We start from the raw sequence: 15,409 nt of genomic DNA, 5'->3' as shown, positions 1-15,409 counted from the left end.
CCTGCCTGCGAAGTGAGCACGGCTCGCCGTCACGTCTGAGCGGCTAACGCGCGGGAACCTGCCAGAACGGCTGCGGCGGATGAAACGCCTGACCGTCCGCAAAACGCTCAGCCGAGCGCAAGGTGTTCTCGATCAGCATGGTCACCGTCATCGGGCCGACCCCGCCCGGCACCGGCGTGATCCATGCCGCGCGCTCACGCACCGCCTCGAAATCGACATCGCCGACAATCCGGCCGTCAGCCACGCGATTGATGCCGACGTCGATCACGATCGCCCCTTCCTTCACCATCTCTGCCTTGATGAGCCCGGGCTTGCCGGCGGCCACGACGAGGATGTCCGCGTGAATCGTGTGATGCGCGAGATCGCGCGTCTTCACGTGACACACCGTCACGGTCGCTTCTTTCTGCAGCAGCATCAGCGCCATGGGTTTGCCGACGATATTGCTCGCCCCGACCACCACGACGTTCTTGCCCGCCACGTCGATACCCGTCGTTTCGAGCAGCAGTTGCACCCCATACGGCGTGCACGGCGGAAAGACCGAATTGCCGATGACGAGCGCACCGACGTTGTACAGATGAAACCCGTCGACATCCTTATCGACGACGATGCCCTCCAGCACCCGCCGCACCTCGACCTGAGGCGGCAGCGGCAGTTGCACGAGGATGCCGTGCGTGGTGGGATCGACATTGAGCGAGGCGATGCGGTCGAGCAGTTCGGTCTCCGCGCAATCGGCAGGGAAACGGTGCATGAACGAACGCACACCGCTTTCCTCGCACGCCTTCACCTTGTTCGCGACATAGACCTGCGAAGCCGGGTTGTCGCCGACCAGCACGACGGCGAGCCCGGGCACGATGCCGCGCGCCGACAGCGCGGCGACGCGTTCACGAAACCGTGCCCGCAGCCGCCGTGCCAGATGCTTCCCATCGATGATCTGCGCCGTCATCGATCAGACCACGCCCGGAATCCAGCTGGTTCCGGCCAACGGCACACGCGCCATGGCAGCAGCTTCCACCGTCAGCGCGACGAGATCCTCCCGCTCCAGGTGGTGCACATTCTGCTTGCCGCAAGCACGCGCGATCGTGGTCAATTCCATGTTGAGCGTCTTCAGATAGTTCTTCAGCCGCTTCGCGCCGATCTCGGGCTGCAGACGCTCCTGCAATACCGAATCCTGCGTCGTGATGCCGACCGGACACTTGCCGGTGTGGCAGTGGTGGCAGTAGCCCGGCGCCGTACCGAGGTTCGCGTAGTCGTCGAGCGCGGACACATGCTGGCCGTTCTCCATGTACGTGCTGCTGTTGCAGCCCAGCGACACCAGTACGCCCTGGCCGATCGCAACCGCATCCGCGCCCATCGCAAGTGCCTTCGCGATGTCGGCGCCGCTGCGAATCCCGCCCGACACGATCAGTTGCACGACACCCTTCATATTCAGGTCTTCGAGCGCGTCGACCGCCTGGCGCAATGCCGCGAGCGTCGGAATACCCACGTTCTCGATGAAGCAGGTTTGCGTGGCCGCGGTGCCGCCCTGCATGCCGTCGACCACGATCACGTCCGCGCCCGCATGCACCGCGAGCTTCACGTCGTTGAAGGTGCGGGTCGCGCCGACCTTTACATAGATCGGCGTCTGCCAGTCGGTGATTTCGCGCAGTTCGTGAATCTTAATCAGCAGATCGTCCGGTCCGGTCCAATCGGGATGGCGCGATGCCGAGCGCTGGTCGATGCCTTCAGGCAGCGTGCGCATCTTCGCGACGCGCGGCGAGATCTTCTGACCGAGCAACATGCCGCCGCCGCCCGGCTTCGCGCCCTGACCGATCACGACTTCGATCGCATCCGCACGGCGCACGTCGTCCGGGTTGAAGCCGTAACGCGAGGGCAGGCACTGATAGACGAGTGTCTTCGAGGAGCGGCGCTCTTCCTGCGTCATGCCGCCGTCGCCGGTGGTGGTCGAGGTGCCCATTTCGGTCGCCGCGCGGCCGAGCGATTCCTTCACGTTGGCCGACAACGCACCGAAGCTCATGCCCGCCACCGTGATCGGGATCGCCAGTTCGATCGGCTTTTTGGCGAAACGCGTACCGAGCACAGTTTTCGTCGTGCACTTCTCGCGATAGCCTTCGAGCGGATAGCGCGACAGCGACGCGCCGAGAAACAGCAGATCGTCGAAGTGCGGCACGCGCCGCTTGGCGCCGAGACCGCGGATTTCGTACAGGCCGTGCGCCGCCGCATTCTGGATGTAATCGATGGTCTTGCGATCGAAACCCCAGGATTCTTCGGTGGCGATTTGCTTCATGTGGATGGGCTTGATTTCCATGGCGAGGATCCTTGGGTCAATATTCCTGGTTCGCGTCCGCGTTCCAGTGATACAGCGAACGGGCCGAAGCGATGCGCTTGAATTCCTTCGGATCGAAGCCGGCGAAGGCCGGACCGGCTGCGCGCAACAACTGGGCGACCGCCTCGACGTCGGCGCCGGTCATCGGCTCCTCGCGTGCGTCGGCGCCGAGCGACTTGATGCTGCCGCGCACGTAGAGCACCGCTTCGTAGAGCGAATCGCCGAGTGCGTCGCCCGCGTCGCCGCACACCACGAGACGTCCCGCCTGCGCCATGAACGCGGAGAAGCTGCCGACCGAACCCTTGACGACGATATCGGCGCCCTTGAGCGAAATGCCGCAACGCAGGCCCGCGTCGCCCTCGATCACCAGCAGCCCACCATGCGCCGAGGCACCCGCCGCGTTCGACGCAAAACCCTTCACGTGCACCCGGCCGCTCATCATGTTCTCGGCGACGCCGGTACTCGCGCTGCCGCTGATCGTCACCTTCGCTTCCTTGTTCATGCCGGCGGCGTAGTAGCCCGCGTGGCCGTCGATTTCGATCTCGATCGGCAGATCGAGTCCGACCGCGATGTTGTGCGCGCCATCGGGATTCGTGATGCGCACCATGCGGGTGCCCTTGCCAGCGGCGTCCTTGTGCAGGAACCGGTTGAGCTCGGTCACTGGCGTGCTCGCCAGGTCAAAGTTCATACTTTCCATACGTACATCTCCTCGGGAGCCGGTTCGAACACGCGTGCATGCTTGATGTCAGGCAGATGCGCCAGCGAGCGGAACTCAGAGGCGATCGCCACGTAGTCGTCGGTTTCAGCAACGACGGCCGGCTTGCAGGCGAACGGATCGCGAATCAACGCGAGCTTGTCGGGCGTGCCCATCAGGAACGTGTAGAACCCGTCGAGCTGCTCGAAGCCCTTTTGCAGGGCGGTTTCGAGATCGTCACCTTCGCGCAGGCGGTATTCGAGGAAACGGCACGCGGCTTCGGTGTCGTTGTCCGTATCGAAGCGGATGCCGTACGGCTCGAGCATCCGGCGCACGCCGTAGGGATTCGACAGCGAGCCGTTGTGCACGAGGCAGAAGTCCTCGCCCGCGGTGAACGGGTGGGCGCGATCCGGCGTGACCGCCGATTCGGTCGCCATCCGCGTGTGGCCGACGAGGTGCGTGCCCGTCAGGCCGCTGAACGCGTACCGGTTCGAGACTTCCTCCGGCGTGCCCACGTCCTTGTAGAGATCGATCGTGCGGCCGGTCGACAGAATGTGCAGCTTCGGATGCTGCTCCTTGATCCAGCGCTTGACCGTGTCGGGTGCAAGCCCGACGCTCAGCACCGCGTGGTTGCCCTTCGCATGCACGGATGCTTTTGCACCCAGGTGTGCGTTCAGTTCGTGTACAAGCCCTTGCCAGTTGAAGTCGTCACCGTCATCGGTGAGACCTGAATAGAGGCTGATCTTGCGTGTGCCTTCGCTCACCGGATCGGTGAACACGGCAAGGCCGGCCGAATCCGGGCCACGCTCGGTCATACCGAGCAGCATGGGCACCATTAATTCGCCCAGCCGCTCGCGCAGCGCCGGCTGCTTGACGAGTAATCCGACAATTCCACACATGGGTTTTTTCTCCTGCGCACAGTCCTGCGTTCAAATGATTTTTGGCAATCGGTCAGACGTTAGAAAAATTCGAGGTAGGACTTCTGTTCCCAGTCCGACACATGGCGCATGTACTCGATCCACTCCATATGCTTCAGACGCAGGAACTCGCCGCCCGCCGGCCCGAGCGCCTCAAGCATCATCTCGTCGCGCTCGAGTGCGTGCAGCGCGTCCTGGAGGTTCTGTGGCAGGATGCTGATGCCGTTGTCCTTCAGTTCCTGCGGGTTCAACTCGTACAGATTCAGATTGCAGGGTTTGCCCGGATGCAGCTTGTTGTTCACGCCATCGAGACCCGCCGCGATCACTGCCGCGGTCGCGAGATACGCGTTGCAGGCCGCATCAGGCAGACGCAACTCGATCCGGCCACCCGGAATACGCACCATCGACGAGCGGTTGTTGTCGCCGTAGCTCACATACGCGGGCGCCCACGTCGCGCCGGTCAGCGAACGCCCCACCACCAGCCGCTTGTACGAGTTCACGGTCGGCGCGCAGATCGCGGCCAGTGCCGGCGCGTGCTTGAGCAGCCCCGCCGTCCAGTGATAGGCGAGCTTCGAGAGACCAAGGCCGTATTCGTCGCGATCGTCGGCGAAGAGATTGCGCTCGCCGTCCGAAATCGACATGTGCATGTGCATGCCGTTGCCTGGCCGGTTCGCGAACGGCTTCGGCATGAACGAACAGATCAGGCCGAGTTCATTGGCGATCTCGGATGCAGCCATCTTGAAGAACACGTAGTGATCGGCGGACTTCAGACAGTCCGTGTACGTGTAGTTGATTTCGAACTGACCGTTAGCGTCCTCGTGGTCGATCTGATAGACGTCGATGCCTGCCTTGATCAGCGACTCGGTCAGGCGTTCGAGGAATACGCGCGAGCGCGACAGGCCTTTGTAGTCGTAGCAGGGTTTCGGCAGGGAGTCCGAATCGTCGCACGGCACGATGCGGCCTTCTTCCGTGCGCCGCAGCAGCGAGAACTCCGGTTCGAGGCCGGTGTTCAGAATCCAGCCGTGTTCAGTCAGACGCCGGACCTGCTTTTTCAGCGTGACGCGGCTTTCGAAATCCCACGGCTGTTTCTTGACGTGGCCGTCGCAGGCGATGCGCGCATAGCCCGGTTGCCACGGCACCAGCGACAGCGTGTCGAGATCGCCGACGGCCATGAAGTCAGGGCCCTGCGGATCGATCCCGAGGCCCCAGACCGCGAAGCCCGCAAAACCGGCGCCTGCCGTCAGAATGCTGTCGAGGTGCGCCGCCGGCACGGACTTGGTCTTCGCGACCCCGTGGATGTCGACGAACTGCGCGAGGATGTACTTAACATCGTTGTCTGCAAGGAATTTCTTGGCTTCTGCGGGGGTCATGTCGATTGTCCTCAAGCGTCATGGGTGCTATGTCGGAGAAGCGCCCGACGCGCTATGCCGGCGTTTGGCCAGCGTGATCGGGCCTTCCTGTCATTGGCCTACCGGGATGCTGCCTGGTCGATTTCGGTGATCGTGGCGAGACCGACCGGCCCGCCGCCCAACTCGGCAGCGATGCCGACGAGGGTCTCCCACAAGTACGTGCCGTACGTGCCGTCGGCCCATAGACGGTAGTACGGCCGGCCCAGCCGCTCGCCCGGCAGCACCGTGACGGCGACACCCGCCATCGACGTGAGCACGACGGGTCTCGCCTCCAGGTCCAACGCGCGAAAGTTGACATTGCAGGTCTGCAACAGCAACTCGTGCAGGGCCTCCCCGCAGAGGGCCAGCGCCAGGTCCTGGCGCAGCACCGGGTAGACACGCAACGCCGGCTCGCGATGGGCCAGCTTCGCCGAGGTCCGGCTGGTGAGGCCATCCTCGATCAGGTATTCGGTCATGCCAAGACGCGCGATGAAACCGCCTTGCGCGATCGGCTGCCACGTATTGGGCGCCTCGGGCACAGGTACGCCCTGCTCGGCGAGCCATGCCGCCACGCCCTGCCCTTTGAAGCCGGTGCGATGCAGATACGACACGTCTGCGATGCCGAGCGTCCTGGCGAGCGCGGCGTCGCCGGCGCCAAAGCGCTCGACGACCTGCATGTTCTCCAGCACGGTCCACTGCGCGTGGGCTGCCTGCTGCGCATCGCGCGCAGGACTGGAGCGCAACGCCGTGGCTGCGTTCGACGGGTTCATGCGGCCTCCTTCTTCGGTGCAACGGTCTTCGACGGCGCGGCCTCTTTTTGCCGCAGGTTCTCTGGGTCGTAGAACGGTGTCGGCACCACGGTGGCGGACACCATGCTGCCGTCGCTCACGCGAAACGTGATGCGGGTGCCGGCTGCGGTCAGCGCGGGGCGCACAAACGCAAGACCGATCGTCTTCTGCACCGTCGGACTCCACGCGACGCTCGTCACGCGCCCGGCAATTTCTCCGTTGTCGATCAAGAGATGACACTCGCGCAAGCTCGCATTCTTCACGCCGTCATCCAGTGCGAAGCCGACAAGCCGCTGTTGCGCGGACTGTTTGTCAATGATCTGCAGGCTGCGCTGGCCCACAAAAAACGGCTTGTCCATCTTGACGGCCCATTCCATGCCGGCATCGCGGGGCGTGGTGAGGCCATCGGTATCCTGGCTGACAATCACATGGCCTTTTTCGAGCCGCAGCAGTCGCTGCGCTTCGACACCGAACGCACGGATACCGTATTCGGCACCCGCTTCGACAAGCGTCGTCCACAACGCCTCGCCGTATTCGGCGGGAATGTGAATTTCATAACCCCATTCGCCGACGAAGCCGACCCGCATCAGCCGCGCAGGGACACGATGCGTGCCGAGCGCGATACCGGTCACCCGAATGCCGAGATACGGAAACGCTTCGGACGACAGATCGAGATCGACCAGCTTTTCCAGCACGGCCCGCGCGTGGCTGCCCGCCAGATTGACAGCCGCATAGCCGCCCGTCACGTTGACGATGCCGCAGTCGAGGCCCCAGATCGTGTTCAGACGCGACAGCTCGCGATAGATCGCCGCAGCCCCCGACGTCGTGGTGGTGAAGTAGAAATGATCGTCGGAGAGGCGCGCGATCACGCCGTCGTCGATCACCACGCCCGATTCGTCGCACATCAGCGCGTAGCGCGTCATGCCGGGCTTCAGCCCTGCATACTTGGACACATAGACGCGTTCGAGGAACTCCGCCGCCTGCGGTCCGCGCACCTCGAGCTTGCCGAGCGTGCCGACGTCGATGATGCCGACGCCGTTGCGCACCGTCTGCACTTCCTCCTGGATACACGTCGCGCGATCCTTGCCCGCCACCGCGTAGTACTCGGGACGCTGCCAGACGCCCGCAGGCATCCACTGCGCGCCGAGCTTGTCATGTTGCGCGTGCAACGGCGTGCGCCGCTCGGGATTGAAGCCGCGTCCGGCCAGCCAGGACATCGGCACCGGATGGAAGAACGGGCGCGCCGTGGTCGTGCCGACCTGCTGTGGTTCCTTACCGGTCAGTTGCGCGAGGATGCGCAAGCCATTCATGTTCGAATGCTTGCCCTGACTCGGACCCATGCCGTTGGTCGAAAAGCGCTTGAGCAGTTCGATGTTGTCGAAGCCTTCCTGCACGGCGTTGGCGAAGTCTTTCAACTGCAGGTCTTCATCGAAATCGACGAAGTTCTTGCCTGCCGCGTGCGGGACGATCGGCCATGCATGCGACGGCGATTCCGGCTCCGCCGGGACAATGACCGCGTATTCACCGAAGCTGGCCGCGCTCGCGGCGTGACCGCTGTGTATCGCGGCGAGCTCACCTGCACGGCGGCCGTCCTGCAGTTTGCTATCGAAGCTGAACACGCCGTTCACACGGCCGCATGCGAATACACCTTCCGGTAGCCGGTCAGGAACGAATTGCTCGACCGGCTTCTCGTAGCGCATGCTCGTGCCGGCCTGATACAGCAGGTTGGCCGCGGGCGCCCAGCCGACGCTCATCAGCAACGTGTCGCACCTGATCTCTCGCGTCTGCACGGCGACGGCCTCCGTACCGACTGGCGGCACCGCGCCGACCCGTACGGCCACAAGCCGGTCGCCTGCTACATTCGGTACCGCTTCGATCACGCAGCTGGACGTCATCACTTCGACACCGCGCGCTTCCAGTTCGCGTGCGAGTTCTCCAAAGCGATGCGATGCACGCAGATCGACCACGGCCGCGACCGCGATACCGCGCGCCAGCATGTCGAGCGCGGCGCGGTAGCCATCTGCGTTGGCCGTTAGCACGACCGCGCGCTCGCCTGGCCGCACCGAATAGCGATAGGCCAGCCGCTGCGCGGCGGAGGCCAGCATCACGCCGGGCAAATCGTTGTTGTGAAACACCGCCGGTTGCTCGAACGCGCCGCTCGCCACCACGACCGCCTTGGCGCGCATCTTCGTGATGCGCGTGGCATCGACGAGCGGGACCCAATGATCGGCGTAGTAAGCGGCGGCCAACGTGCCGGTCATCACGCGAATGCGCGGATGAGCGCGCACCGCATCGTCGAGCTCGCGCACTGCCTGAAAGCGCGCCTCGTCGCCACCGATTTGATACGTGCCGCTGCCACCCAAGCGGGCGTTTTCGTCGACGATCACGACATCCGCGCCACGTTTCGCCGCCGCCAACGCAGCGGACAAACCGGACGGTCCCGCGCCGATTACCAGTACGTCGCAAAATCCATAACGCTTCGGTGTGCGAATGTGCGGCGCGTCGAACTCGACCTTACCCAACCCGGTCATGTTGCGGAACATGCGCTCCCAGCGTGGAAACCAGCGCTTGCTATAGAACGCCTTGTAGTAGAAACCGACCGGCAGGAACGGCGCGAGCTTGCCGATCCAGCGGGCACGATCACCGGCCACGCCGCCGACCGTATTGACTGAATGCCAGTTGGCGCCCGCAATGACTTCCGTGACGTCAGCCCGCACGTTGATACGCTCACCGTCCTGCAGCATCACGTTGACATCGTGATTGGCGAGCGACAGCACACCGCGCGGCCGGTGATATTTGAAACTGCGCCCGAGTACCGACACCTCCGATGCCCACAGCGCACTCGTGATCGTGTCGCCAGCGAAGCCCTTGTATCGCTTGCCTTCGTACGAAAAATCGAGCGTCGTATTGCGGTCGATCCATTCGCCTGCGTGTTTTGCCAAACGCATTTATGCCCCCTCGCCACTCAGATAGGTTCGGACGACACGATCCTTCGCAGTGTCACGTTCGGCGATAAACCACGTATTGCTCGGCGTATGGCACCACCATTCGTTTTTGAGCGCCGCTGCGCCGTTGCGACAGAACACGTAGTCCGCCCATTCGTCGTCGGTGGCTGCCGCCGGGTCGGGAATCTCGCGTATTTCGCCCCAGTAGGTGAACTCGGACACGGGTCGTGCGCCGTTGACAGGACAGGTCATGATCTTCATTGCCGTCGCTCCCGATCAATGGCCAACCGACGCCGCGCCCTTCTCGCCCGTCAATGAGAATTGACGGAAGCGGTCGAGCGTGAAGCCAGTAATCAGCGGATGGTTCGTGTCGTTCACCACCGTGTGCGACATGGTCTTGCCGCAGATCGGCGTGGCCTTGAAACCCCAGGTGCCCCAGCCGGAATCGAGGTAGAAACCCTCGACTGGCGTCTTGCCCATCACGGGTGCGAAGTCAGGCGTCATGTCGGCCATGCCGGCCCACTGGCGCATTACTTTCACCTGCGACAGGAACGGGAACATTTCGAGCATGTGCGACGTTAGCCCTTCGACGAAGTCGAGTGTCGAGCGCGTCGAATGCAGTTCATACGGATCGAGCGAGGCGCCCATCACGAGTTCGCCGCGCGCCGACTGACTGATGTAGACGTGCAGGCTGCCGGAGACGAGAATCGGATCGAGCCATGGCTTGAGCGGCTCGCTCACCATTGCCTGTAGCGGGTGAATGTAGATCGGCGTGCGCAGTCCGACCATGTCCGTCATGCGCGGCGTGGAACCCGCCACCGCGCACAGCACCTTGTTGGTCGAGATGTAGCCGCGCGAAGTCTTCACGCCTTTCACCTTGCCGCCCACCACGTCGATGCCGAGAACTTCCGTCTGCTGATGGATCTCGACGCCGCGCTGATCGGCGCCACGGCCGTAGCCCCACGCCACCGCGTCGTGCCGCGCGACCGAACCGGGCGCGTGGTATAGCGCGCCGAGAATCGGCGCGACACCGCCGCACGACAGGTCGATCATCGGCGCGGATAGCTTCACGTCCTTCGGGCCGACCACTTCGGATTCGACGCCGTAGTGCTTGTTGACTTCAGCACGCCAGCGCATCGTGCGCATCGCCGAATCCGTGTGGGCGAGCGTGTAGTGGCCGCGCGTCGAGTAAAACAGGTTGAGGTCGAAATCCTGCGCCAGGTCCTGCCACAGCTTCACGGACGCGTCGTAGAACTGCACGCCTTCCGGTGTCAGGTAATTTGAGCGGATGATGGTCGTGTTGCGGCCGGTGTTGCCACCGCCGATATAGCCCTTTTCCAGCACGGCGACATTCGTGATGCCGTGTTCGCGGGCGAGGTAGTAGGCTGACGCCAGACCGTGGCCGCCGGCACCAATAATCACAACGTCATAAGAACGACGCAAAGTGTCATGCTGCGTGAACATCCTCGGTTCGGGATGTTTCTTCGACAGTGCGAAACGCGCGAGACGCCACGGCATAGCTTGCTCCTTGTGCGGCCCCTCGCTGCTCGTTGCAGCGCGAAGCCGGGACGATCCTGATCAGGGTTGACTGCTCACCGACTACCGAAGCACCACCGTCTTGTTGCCGTGAATCAGCACGCGGTCTTCGAGGTGATAACGCAAGCCCCGTGCCAATACGGCCTTCTCGATATCGCGGCCCAGGCGCACCAGATCGTCAGGACGGTCTGAATGACGTACGCGGATCGTGTCCTGTTCGATGATCGGCCCCTCGTCGAGGTCTTCCGTCACGTAGTGGCAGGTCGCGCCCGTCAGCTTCACGCCGCGCCCATACGCCTGGTGATACGGCTTGGCACCGACGAAGCTCGGCAGGAACGAATGATGGATGTTGATGATGCGACCCGGGTAGGCCGAGCAAAGCTTTGGCGACAACACCTGCATGTAGCGGGCGAGCACCATGGTGTCGGCGCGTGCGTCCTCGAAAAGCCGCTGCACTTCGTCGTAGGCCTGCTGCTTGTTGTCAGGCGTGACCGGCACGTGATGAAACGGAATGCCGTGCCATTCAACGAAGCTGCGCCACGTGTCGTGATTCGAGATCACGCAGGGGATGTCGATGTCGAGCTCACCCGCTTTCCACCGTGCAAGCAGGTCGTACAGGCAGTGTTCGAGCTTCGACACCAGAATGACCACGCGCTTCTTCACCGAATGGTCGGTGACTTTCCAATCCATCGAGAACTCATGCCCGATGCGCGCAAACCGTTCGCGGAACGCGTCGACGCTGAACGGCAGTGAATCGGTCGCGATCTCATGGCGCATGAAGAAGCGCTTCTCGATCTCGTCGGCGTGGTGTGTCGCCTCGATGATCCAGCCATGATGTTCGGCGAGAAATGTACTGACCGCGGCAACGATGCCAATCCGGTCAGGGCACGACAGAGTCAGCGTAAGGCGACGAGGTGCTGGCATGTTGGCGTCCAGTTCTCAATAGGAATAAATGTTTATTCAGAGTAACCATGACAAAACCACAAGTCAATACAGATAAACTTAATTTCCCACCAAGAAACACCTTGTAAGTACCACTTTGGAGATAGGGGCCGCCTCGGGCAGCGGCGTCCGCTAAAGCGAGGGCGCGGACAGACGCTGCCTGAACAGCGCCCACCGATAGCGCGCGGTCATGTAGGCATCCATAACGGCAATCGCATAGACGAAGAACCCACCGGCGTGCCGGCCGATAAACGATCGTCCCGGCGCGGCGAGTTCCATCGTGACGATCCCAAGGGAGAGCATGAAGAAAATCATGATCAGCCCGCGCGTGGGCATCCGGTTGAGCACCTGCCCGCCGCCCGGCAGGATCACGGCGGCGGCCAGCACAAGGTAGGGATGCAGGGGGCGGCGCAGGCGCGGCGCCGATGCGTTCTGTTCTGACTTCGGCCCATCATGGCGCGCGGAAGGTGGCATGGACTTACCCGCGCGCATGAGCACCTCCGCCAGCGAGATCGACGCACACGGCCACGGCCTGATCGAGCAGCGACCTGAGCAGCGCCGCCGGCACGTGCGCTTCGCGAAACGCAGCGGAGCGCATCACCAGGTATTCGCTGCGATTCCCGCTATGTGCCTGATAGACAATTCTTACGCCACGTCGCGTGACGACCAGCTCCTTCGACCGGGGGTCGGCAAAGAGCGTCCTGACATGCGGATCCAGTACGTTCATGGGTAACTCAGCGGCGGGACGGTCGGCTTTGAGCGTCGTATGTCGGGGCCATGCGTCCGGCGTGGCTATGCGCACCTGGAGACTGTCCGATGGCGAGTAAAACTCGACGTTCTGTGCGCGTGCAAGCAGGTCGAATGTGCCGTCCATCGGCAACGCGTGCTTGACGGTGACAAGCAGCCACAACGAAGGAATCTTGCGAAAGACCACGTGATCGGCCAGTGGTTCGATGCGGACATCGAACCCGCCGTACGAGCCCGTGAGTACCGGGAAATTCACGGCATCCTGGGTCAGCCGATGATGGTCGAACAGGGCGAGACACGCTTCAAATAGCTTGAAGCGGCGTGCTTTCAGCGCGTTGCGGTCGCGCCAGTAGATGAATCCGAGTGCGATGACGAACAGCGCGACCAATCCGGTGCCGGCGAGATGCATGGTGTGACACTCCGTTCGCGCGGCGCCACGCCATCCATACTCGCAGCGGCGCCGTGCCGCTATCAGTAATTTTTCGGCCGGGGCCAATCCATCGTGAATTGATCGCCACGTTTGACGTATTTGTAGCGATGCAACGCGAACCAGATGGAAGCGACGATGTAGAACGCCATGATCGACAGCAACGATGCGCCATAGCCCAGATACGTCGCGAAATAGGTCGCTACGCACAGCACTAGCAGCACAATCGCTGGAATCGGGTGAAACGGATGAACATAGCCGCGGTTGATGCTGCCAATTGGCCACTGCCGGCGGAACTTGACGATATTGATCGACATGAACGTGTAGCCGAGCAGGCCTGACAGGATCGAAAACGTGATCACCTGGTCGAGCAAGCCGGTGAACGCGAACGAAATCGCAATCGGTACAAGGAAGATAATCGCGCGGTATGGCGTGCGATAGCGTGGATGCACAGCGCCGAACCACATCGGCATGTAGCGATCGCGCGACATCGAGAACCATGCGCGGGATGCATCGTTGATGCAGCCATTGGCCGACGCGACGGCGGAGAACAGCGTGCCGACGAACAGCAGCGTTTGCAAACCCTTACTGCCGGACAGTCGCGCAGCATCGTAAAGCGGTGTCACCGCCTGTCCAAGGTATTCCCACGGCATCAGCCCGCTCGCAATGTACCAGGTCATCGCAGCGGCGACCAACAGCGTAATCATCCCGCACATCGTGCCAAGCGGAATCGAGCGGCCGGCCGAGCGCACTTCCTCCGCGGCCTGACATGTGCCTTCGATGCCGAGGTAGTACCACATGCCGAACTGCAAGGCAGCGACCACCCCCAGCCACCCGTAAGGCAATTGCGTCAGCAATTCGTGATGCAGCAGCGTATGCCCGGGGTTCCAGGGCTGCACGCCAAAAAATAGCACCACGATGGCGACGAATGCGACCGCCGTGATCACGAAATTGACCGTTAGCGTGACAAAAACACCGCGGTAATTAAGCCACGCCAGAAACGCAATGGTCACGAGCGCGAACGGCCGCGAATCCAGCCCCGGGAAACCCGAATCGGCCGCAACGGCCTTGATCAGGTCACCGACCACCAGCGCGTCGGCCGCCTCGAGCATGGTGTAGGCCATGACGAGATACAAGCCGACGTTGAACGCCATCAGCGGTCCGATGATATGTTTCGCCTGCGTGTACTGGCCGCCCGCCGCAGCAACCGTCGAGGTGACTTCGGAATCGATCATCGCCACGCAGGTATAGAGCAGGCCGATGATCCAGCACGCGATCAGCGACCCATACGCACCTCCTTTGGCGACGGAGAAATTCCATCCCATGAATTCACCTACCAGCACGATCCCGACGCCGAGCGCCCATACGTGAATCGGCCCTAGCACTTTCAGCAAGGCGATCCGCTCGCCTGGCTGTCCTGTCACCGCGGTGTCACTCATGAGCTGCTCCTGAACGGGTTGAGCGCAATGGCGCTGCTATTCGTTTCCTTCGGTCGAACTCATCAGGAAGTCGTCGTCATATTGGCGACGGACCTTGAGCGCATCGATCAGAATCCATAGGAACAGCAGGATCGACAGGCCCCAGGCGGCACGACTCAACAGTTGCCAGAAATTCATCAGTTCACTCCGAAAATTTTTCAGCAATGACCTGCCGGTATTGCCTGTCGGACACCAACAGGACGAAGCCGAAATAGCCGGCAATGACGAGCACCGTCACGATCAGCGAGACCGGCTCGATCTCATAGTCGAACTTGCTGGTGATGATCGGCGCGGCCTGCTCGCGGTCGTAGCCGAGCTTTTTCCACTGCGCCTGCATCGTCGGGTTCTGGCCAAGCTCTTGCCAGGACACCTGGGTCTTCGCAGCCGTTGCGTCTACCTGTTTTTCCGGCGCTTTCAGAAGGAGCGGTGCGAGTAAGCTGCAATACACGAGGACAAGCAGAAACAGACTGTCGACCAACTGGCCGAAGCCTTTCTGAACGGGGGGGACGTATTCGGCTGCCATGGGGCGCTTCCTCTTCGATGGGTGCTTGGGGGGCACTGCAGAGATGCTTCACCTCAGGGCTGCACGAGCACCTCATCGTCGACTGCAACGAGTTTGGCCTTGCGCGCCCGATTTTCATCGAGGTGGCGAATGTCGAGACCGTAGATGTGATTCTTGTCGTCCTTGTAATGCCGGACCATTGCCAGAATCGAAGCCGTATTGAACACCAGCACGCCTGTCACACCGATCGAAAGCGCGATACGCACCGCCGGATCGGTCGCGAAAGCAGTCACCGCGATATAAACGTAACCGAGCGTGACCCATAGCAGCAGCAAGGCGATACATGCCATCAGGCGATCCCGGGCAAACATTCGATTGATGCGCTTTTGCATTGTGTGTTCCATCTTCAAACCCTCCTCGGTCGTGTCGGCATACGCCGGCGGTGTGGGTAGTTCGGGTAGACAGACAAGCTGACAGGCGACTTCGCAATGACGTTGATAGATTCCCTTTCGGCAACAAAGTTTCTCCGTGGTATTTAGCGTGTCAGGCTACCCTATTGTCAATATGCTTTGAGTGGGTAGACACGGATCGGCTCGAACGAAGCCCGTTGATGCAGCACGGTAAGTTGCGGGCCGCCAAGGGCGACCGGCATCGCGGCGTGCAGCCTGTAATAAGCGCACAAGACTATGCCGCAGAGCAACATGAAGCCGCATTCCAGCCGC

General features: G+C 62.2%; 16 protein-coding genes. All 16 read right to left on the bottom strand.

Annotation, left to right across the window (positions count from 1 at the left end):
- Nucleotides 1-43 precede the first annotated feature (43 nt).
- On the bottom strand, nt 44-943 hold the full coding sequence (folD, locus tag GNZ12_RS03465; protein ID WP_172309013.1) for a bifunctional methylenetetrahydrofolate dehydrogenase/methenyltetrahydrofolate cyclohydrolase FolD: 900 nt from the start codon (nt 941-943) through the stop codon (nt 44-46).
- A 3-nt stretch (nt 944-946) separates the two neighbouring features.
- The gene (locus tag GNZ12_RS03460) at nt 947-2,305 is read right to left on the bottom strand and encodes an FMN-binding glutamate synthase family protein (protein WP_172309012.1); all 1,359 of its coding nucleotides are present in this window, start codon (nt 2,303-2,305) and stop codon (nt 947-949) included.
- Nucleotides 2,306-2,321: 16 nt separating this feature from the next.
- Nucleotides 2,322-3,020: a GltB/FmdC/FwdC-like GXGXG domain-containing protein gene (locus tag GNZ12_RS03455; RefSeq protein WP_172309011.1), complete on the bottom strand. Its 699-nt coding sequence runs from the start codon at nt 3,018-3,020 to the stop codon at nt 2,322-2,324.
- Entirely contained in the window at nt 3,008-3,916 is a 909-nt protein-coding gene (locus GNZ12_RS03450) for a class II glutamine amidotransferase domain-containing protein (protein ID WP_172309010.1), read from the bottom strand. Before GNZ12_RS03450 ends, GNZ12_RS03455 begins: the two co-directional genes overlap by 13 nt.
- A 59-nt stretch (nt 3,917-3,975) precedes the next feature.
- Nucleotides 3,976-5,304 carry a type III glutamate--ammonia ligase gene (glnT, locus tag GNZ12_RS03445; protein WP_172309009.1) on the bottom strand — a complete coding sequence of 443 codons (1,329 nt, stop codon included), beginning with the start codon at nt 5,302-5,304 and terminating at the stop codon, nt 3,976-3,978.
- Between the two features lie 98 nt (nt 5,305-5,402).
- On the bottom strand, nt 5,403-6,092 hold the full coding sequence (locus tag GNZ12_RS03440) for a hypothetical protein (RefSeq protein WP_172309008.1): 690 nt from the start codon (nt 6,090-6,092) through the stop codon (nt 5,403-5,405).
- Complete coding sequence (locus GNZ12_RS03435; RefSeq protein WP_172309007.1) at nt 6,089-9,058, bottom strand: glycine cleavage T C-terminal barrel domain-containing protein; 2,970 nt, start codon at nt 9,056-9,058, stop codon at nt 6,089-6,091. Before GNZ12_RS03435 ends, GNZ12_RS03440 begins: the two co-directional genes overlap by 4 nt.
- A complete protein-coding gene (locus tag GNZ12_RS03430; protein ID WP_172309006.1) occupies nt 9,059-9,316 on the bottom strand; it encodes a sarcosine oxidase subunit delta in 258 nt (85 codons plus the stop codon).
- Between the two features lie 15 nt (nt 9,317-9,331).
- Nucleotides 9,332-10,573, bottom strand: coding sequence for an FAD-dependent oxidoreductase (locus GNZ12_RS03425; protein ID WP_172309005.1), 1,242 nt, complete (start codon nt 10,571-10,573; stop codon nt 9,332-9,334).
- Between the two features lie 81 nt (nt 10,574-10,654).
- Complete coding sequence (gene purU, locus GNZ12_RS03420) at nt 10,655-11,515, bottom strand: formyltetrahydrofolate deformylase (RefSeq protein WP_172309004.1); 861 nt, start codon at nt 11,513-11,515, stop codon at nt 10,655-10,657.
- 150 nt (nt 11,516-11,665) lie between these two features.
- Nucleotides 11,666-12,025 carry a hypothetical protein gene (locus GNZ12_RS03415; protein WP_235993574.1) on the bottom strand — a complete coding sequence of 120 codons (360 nt, stop codon included), beginning with the start codon at nt 12,023-12,025 and terminating at the stop codon, nt 11,666-11,668.
- Entirely contained in the window at nt 12,012-12,689 is a 678-nt protein-coding gene (locus GNZ12_RS03410; protein ID WP_172309003.1) for a hypothetical protein, read from the bottom strand. The genes GNZ12_RS03415 and GNZ12_RS03410 overlap by 14 nt, the downstream gene beginning before the upstream one ends.
- Before the next feature lie 62 nt (nt 12,690-12,751).
- On the bottom strand, nt 12,752-14,146 hold the full coding sequence (locus GNZ12_RS03405; protein ID WP_172309002.1) for an APC family permease: 1,395 nt from the start codon (nt 14,144-14,146) through the stop codon (nt 12,752-12,754).
- 36 nt (nt 14,147-14,182) lie between these two features.
- Nucleotides 14,183-14,323, bottom strand: coding sequence for a hypothetical protein (locus GNZ12_RS03400; RefSeq protein ID WP_172309001.1), 141 nt, complete (start codon nt 14,321-14,323; stop codon nt 14,183-14,185).
- Nucleotides 14,324-14,327: 4 nt separating this feature from the next.
- Entirely contained in the window at nt 14,328-14,708 is a 381-nt protein-coding gene (locus tag GNZ12_RS03395; protein WP_172309000.1) for a hypothetical protein, read from the bottom strand.
- A gap of 53 nt (nt 14,709-14,761) precedes the next feature.
- On the bottom strand, nt 14,762-15,091 hold the full coding sequence (locus GNZ12_RS03390) for a hypothetical protein (RefSeq protein WP_172308999.1): 330 nt from the start codon (nt 15,089-15,091) through the stop codon (nt 14,762-14,764).
- Between the last annotated feature and the right edge of the window lie 318 nt (nt 15,092-15,409).

The sequence above is a fragment of the Paraburkholderia solitsugae genome (assembly GCF_013177695.1).
Lineage (GTDB): Bacteria > Pseudomonadota > Gammaproteobacteria > Burkholderiales > Burkholderiaceae > Paraburkholderia > Paraburkholderia solitsugae.
Note: the sequence above shows the minus strand (reverse complement) of the source record. Positions and strands in the feature narration are given on the sequence as shown.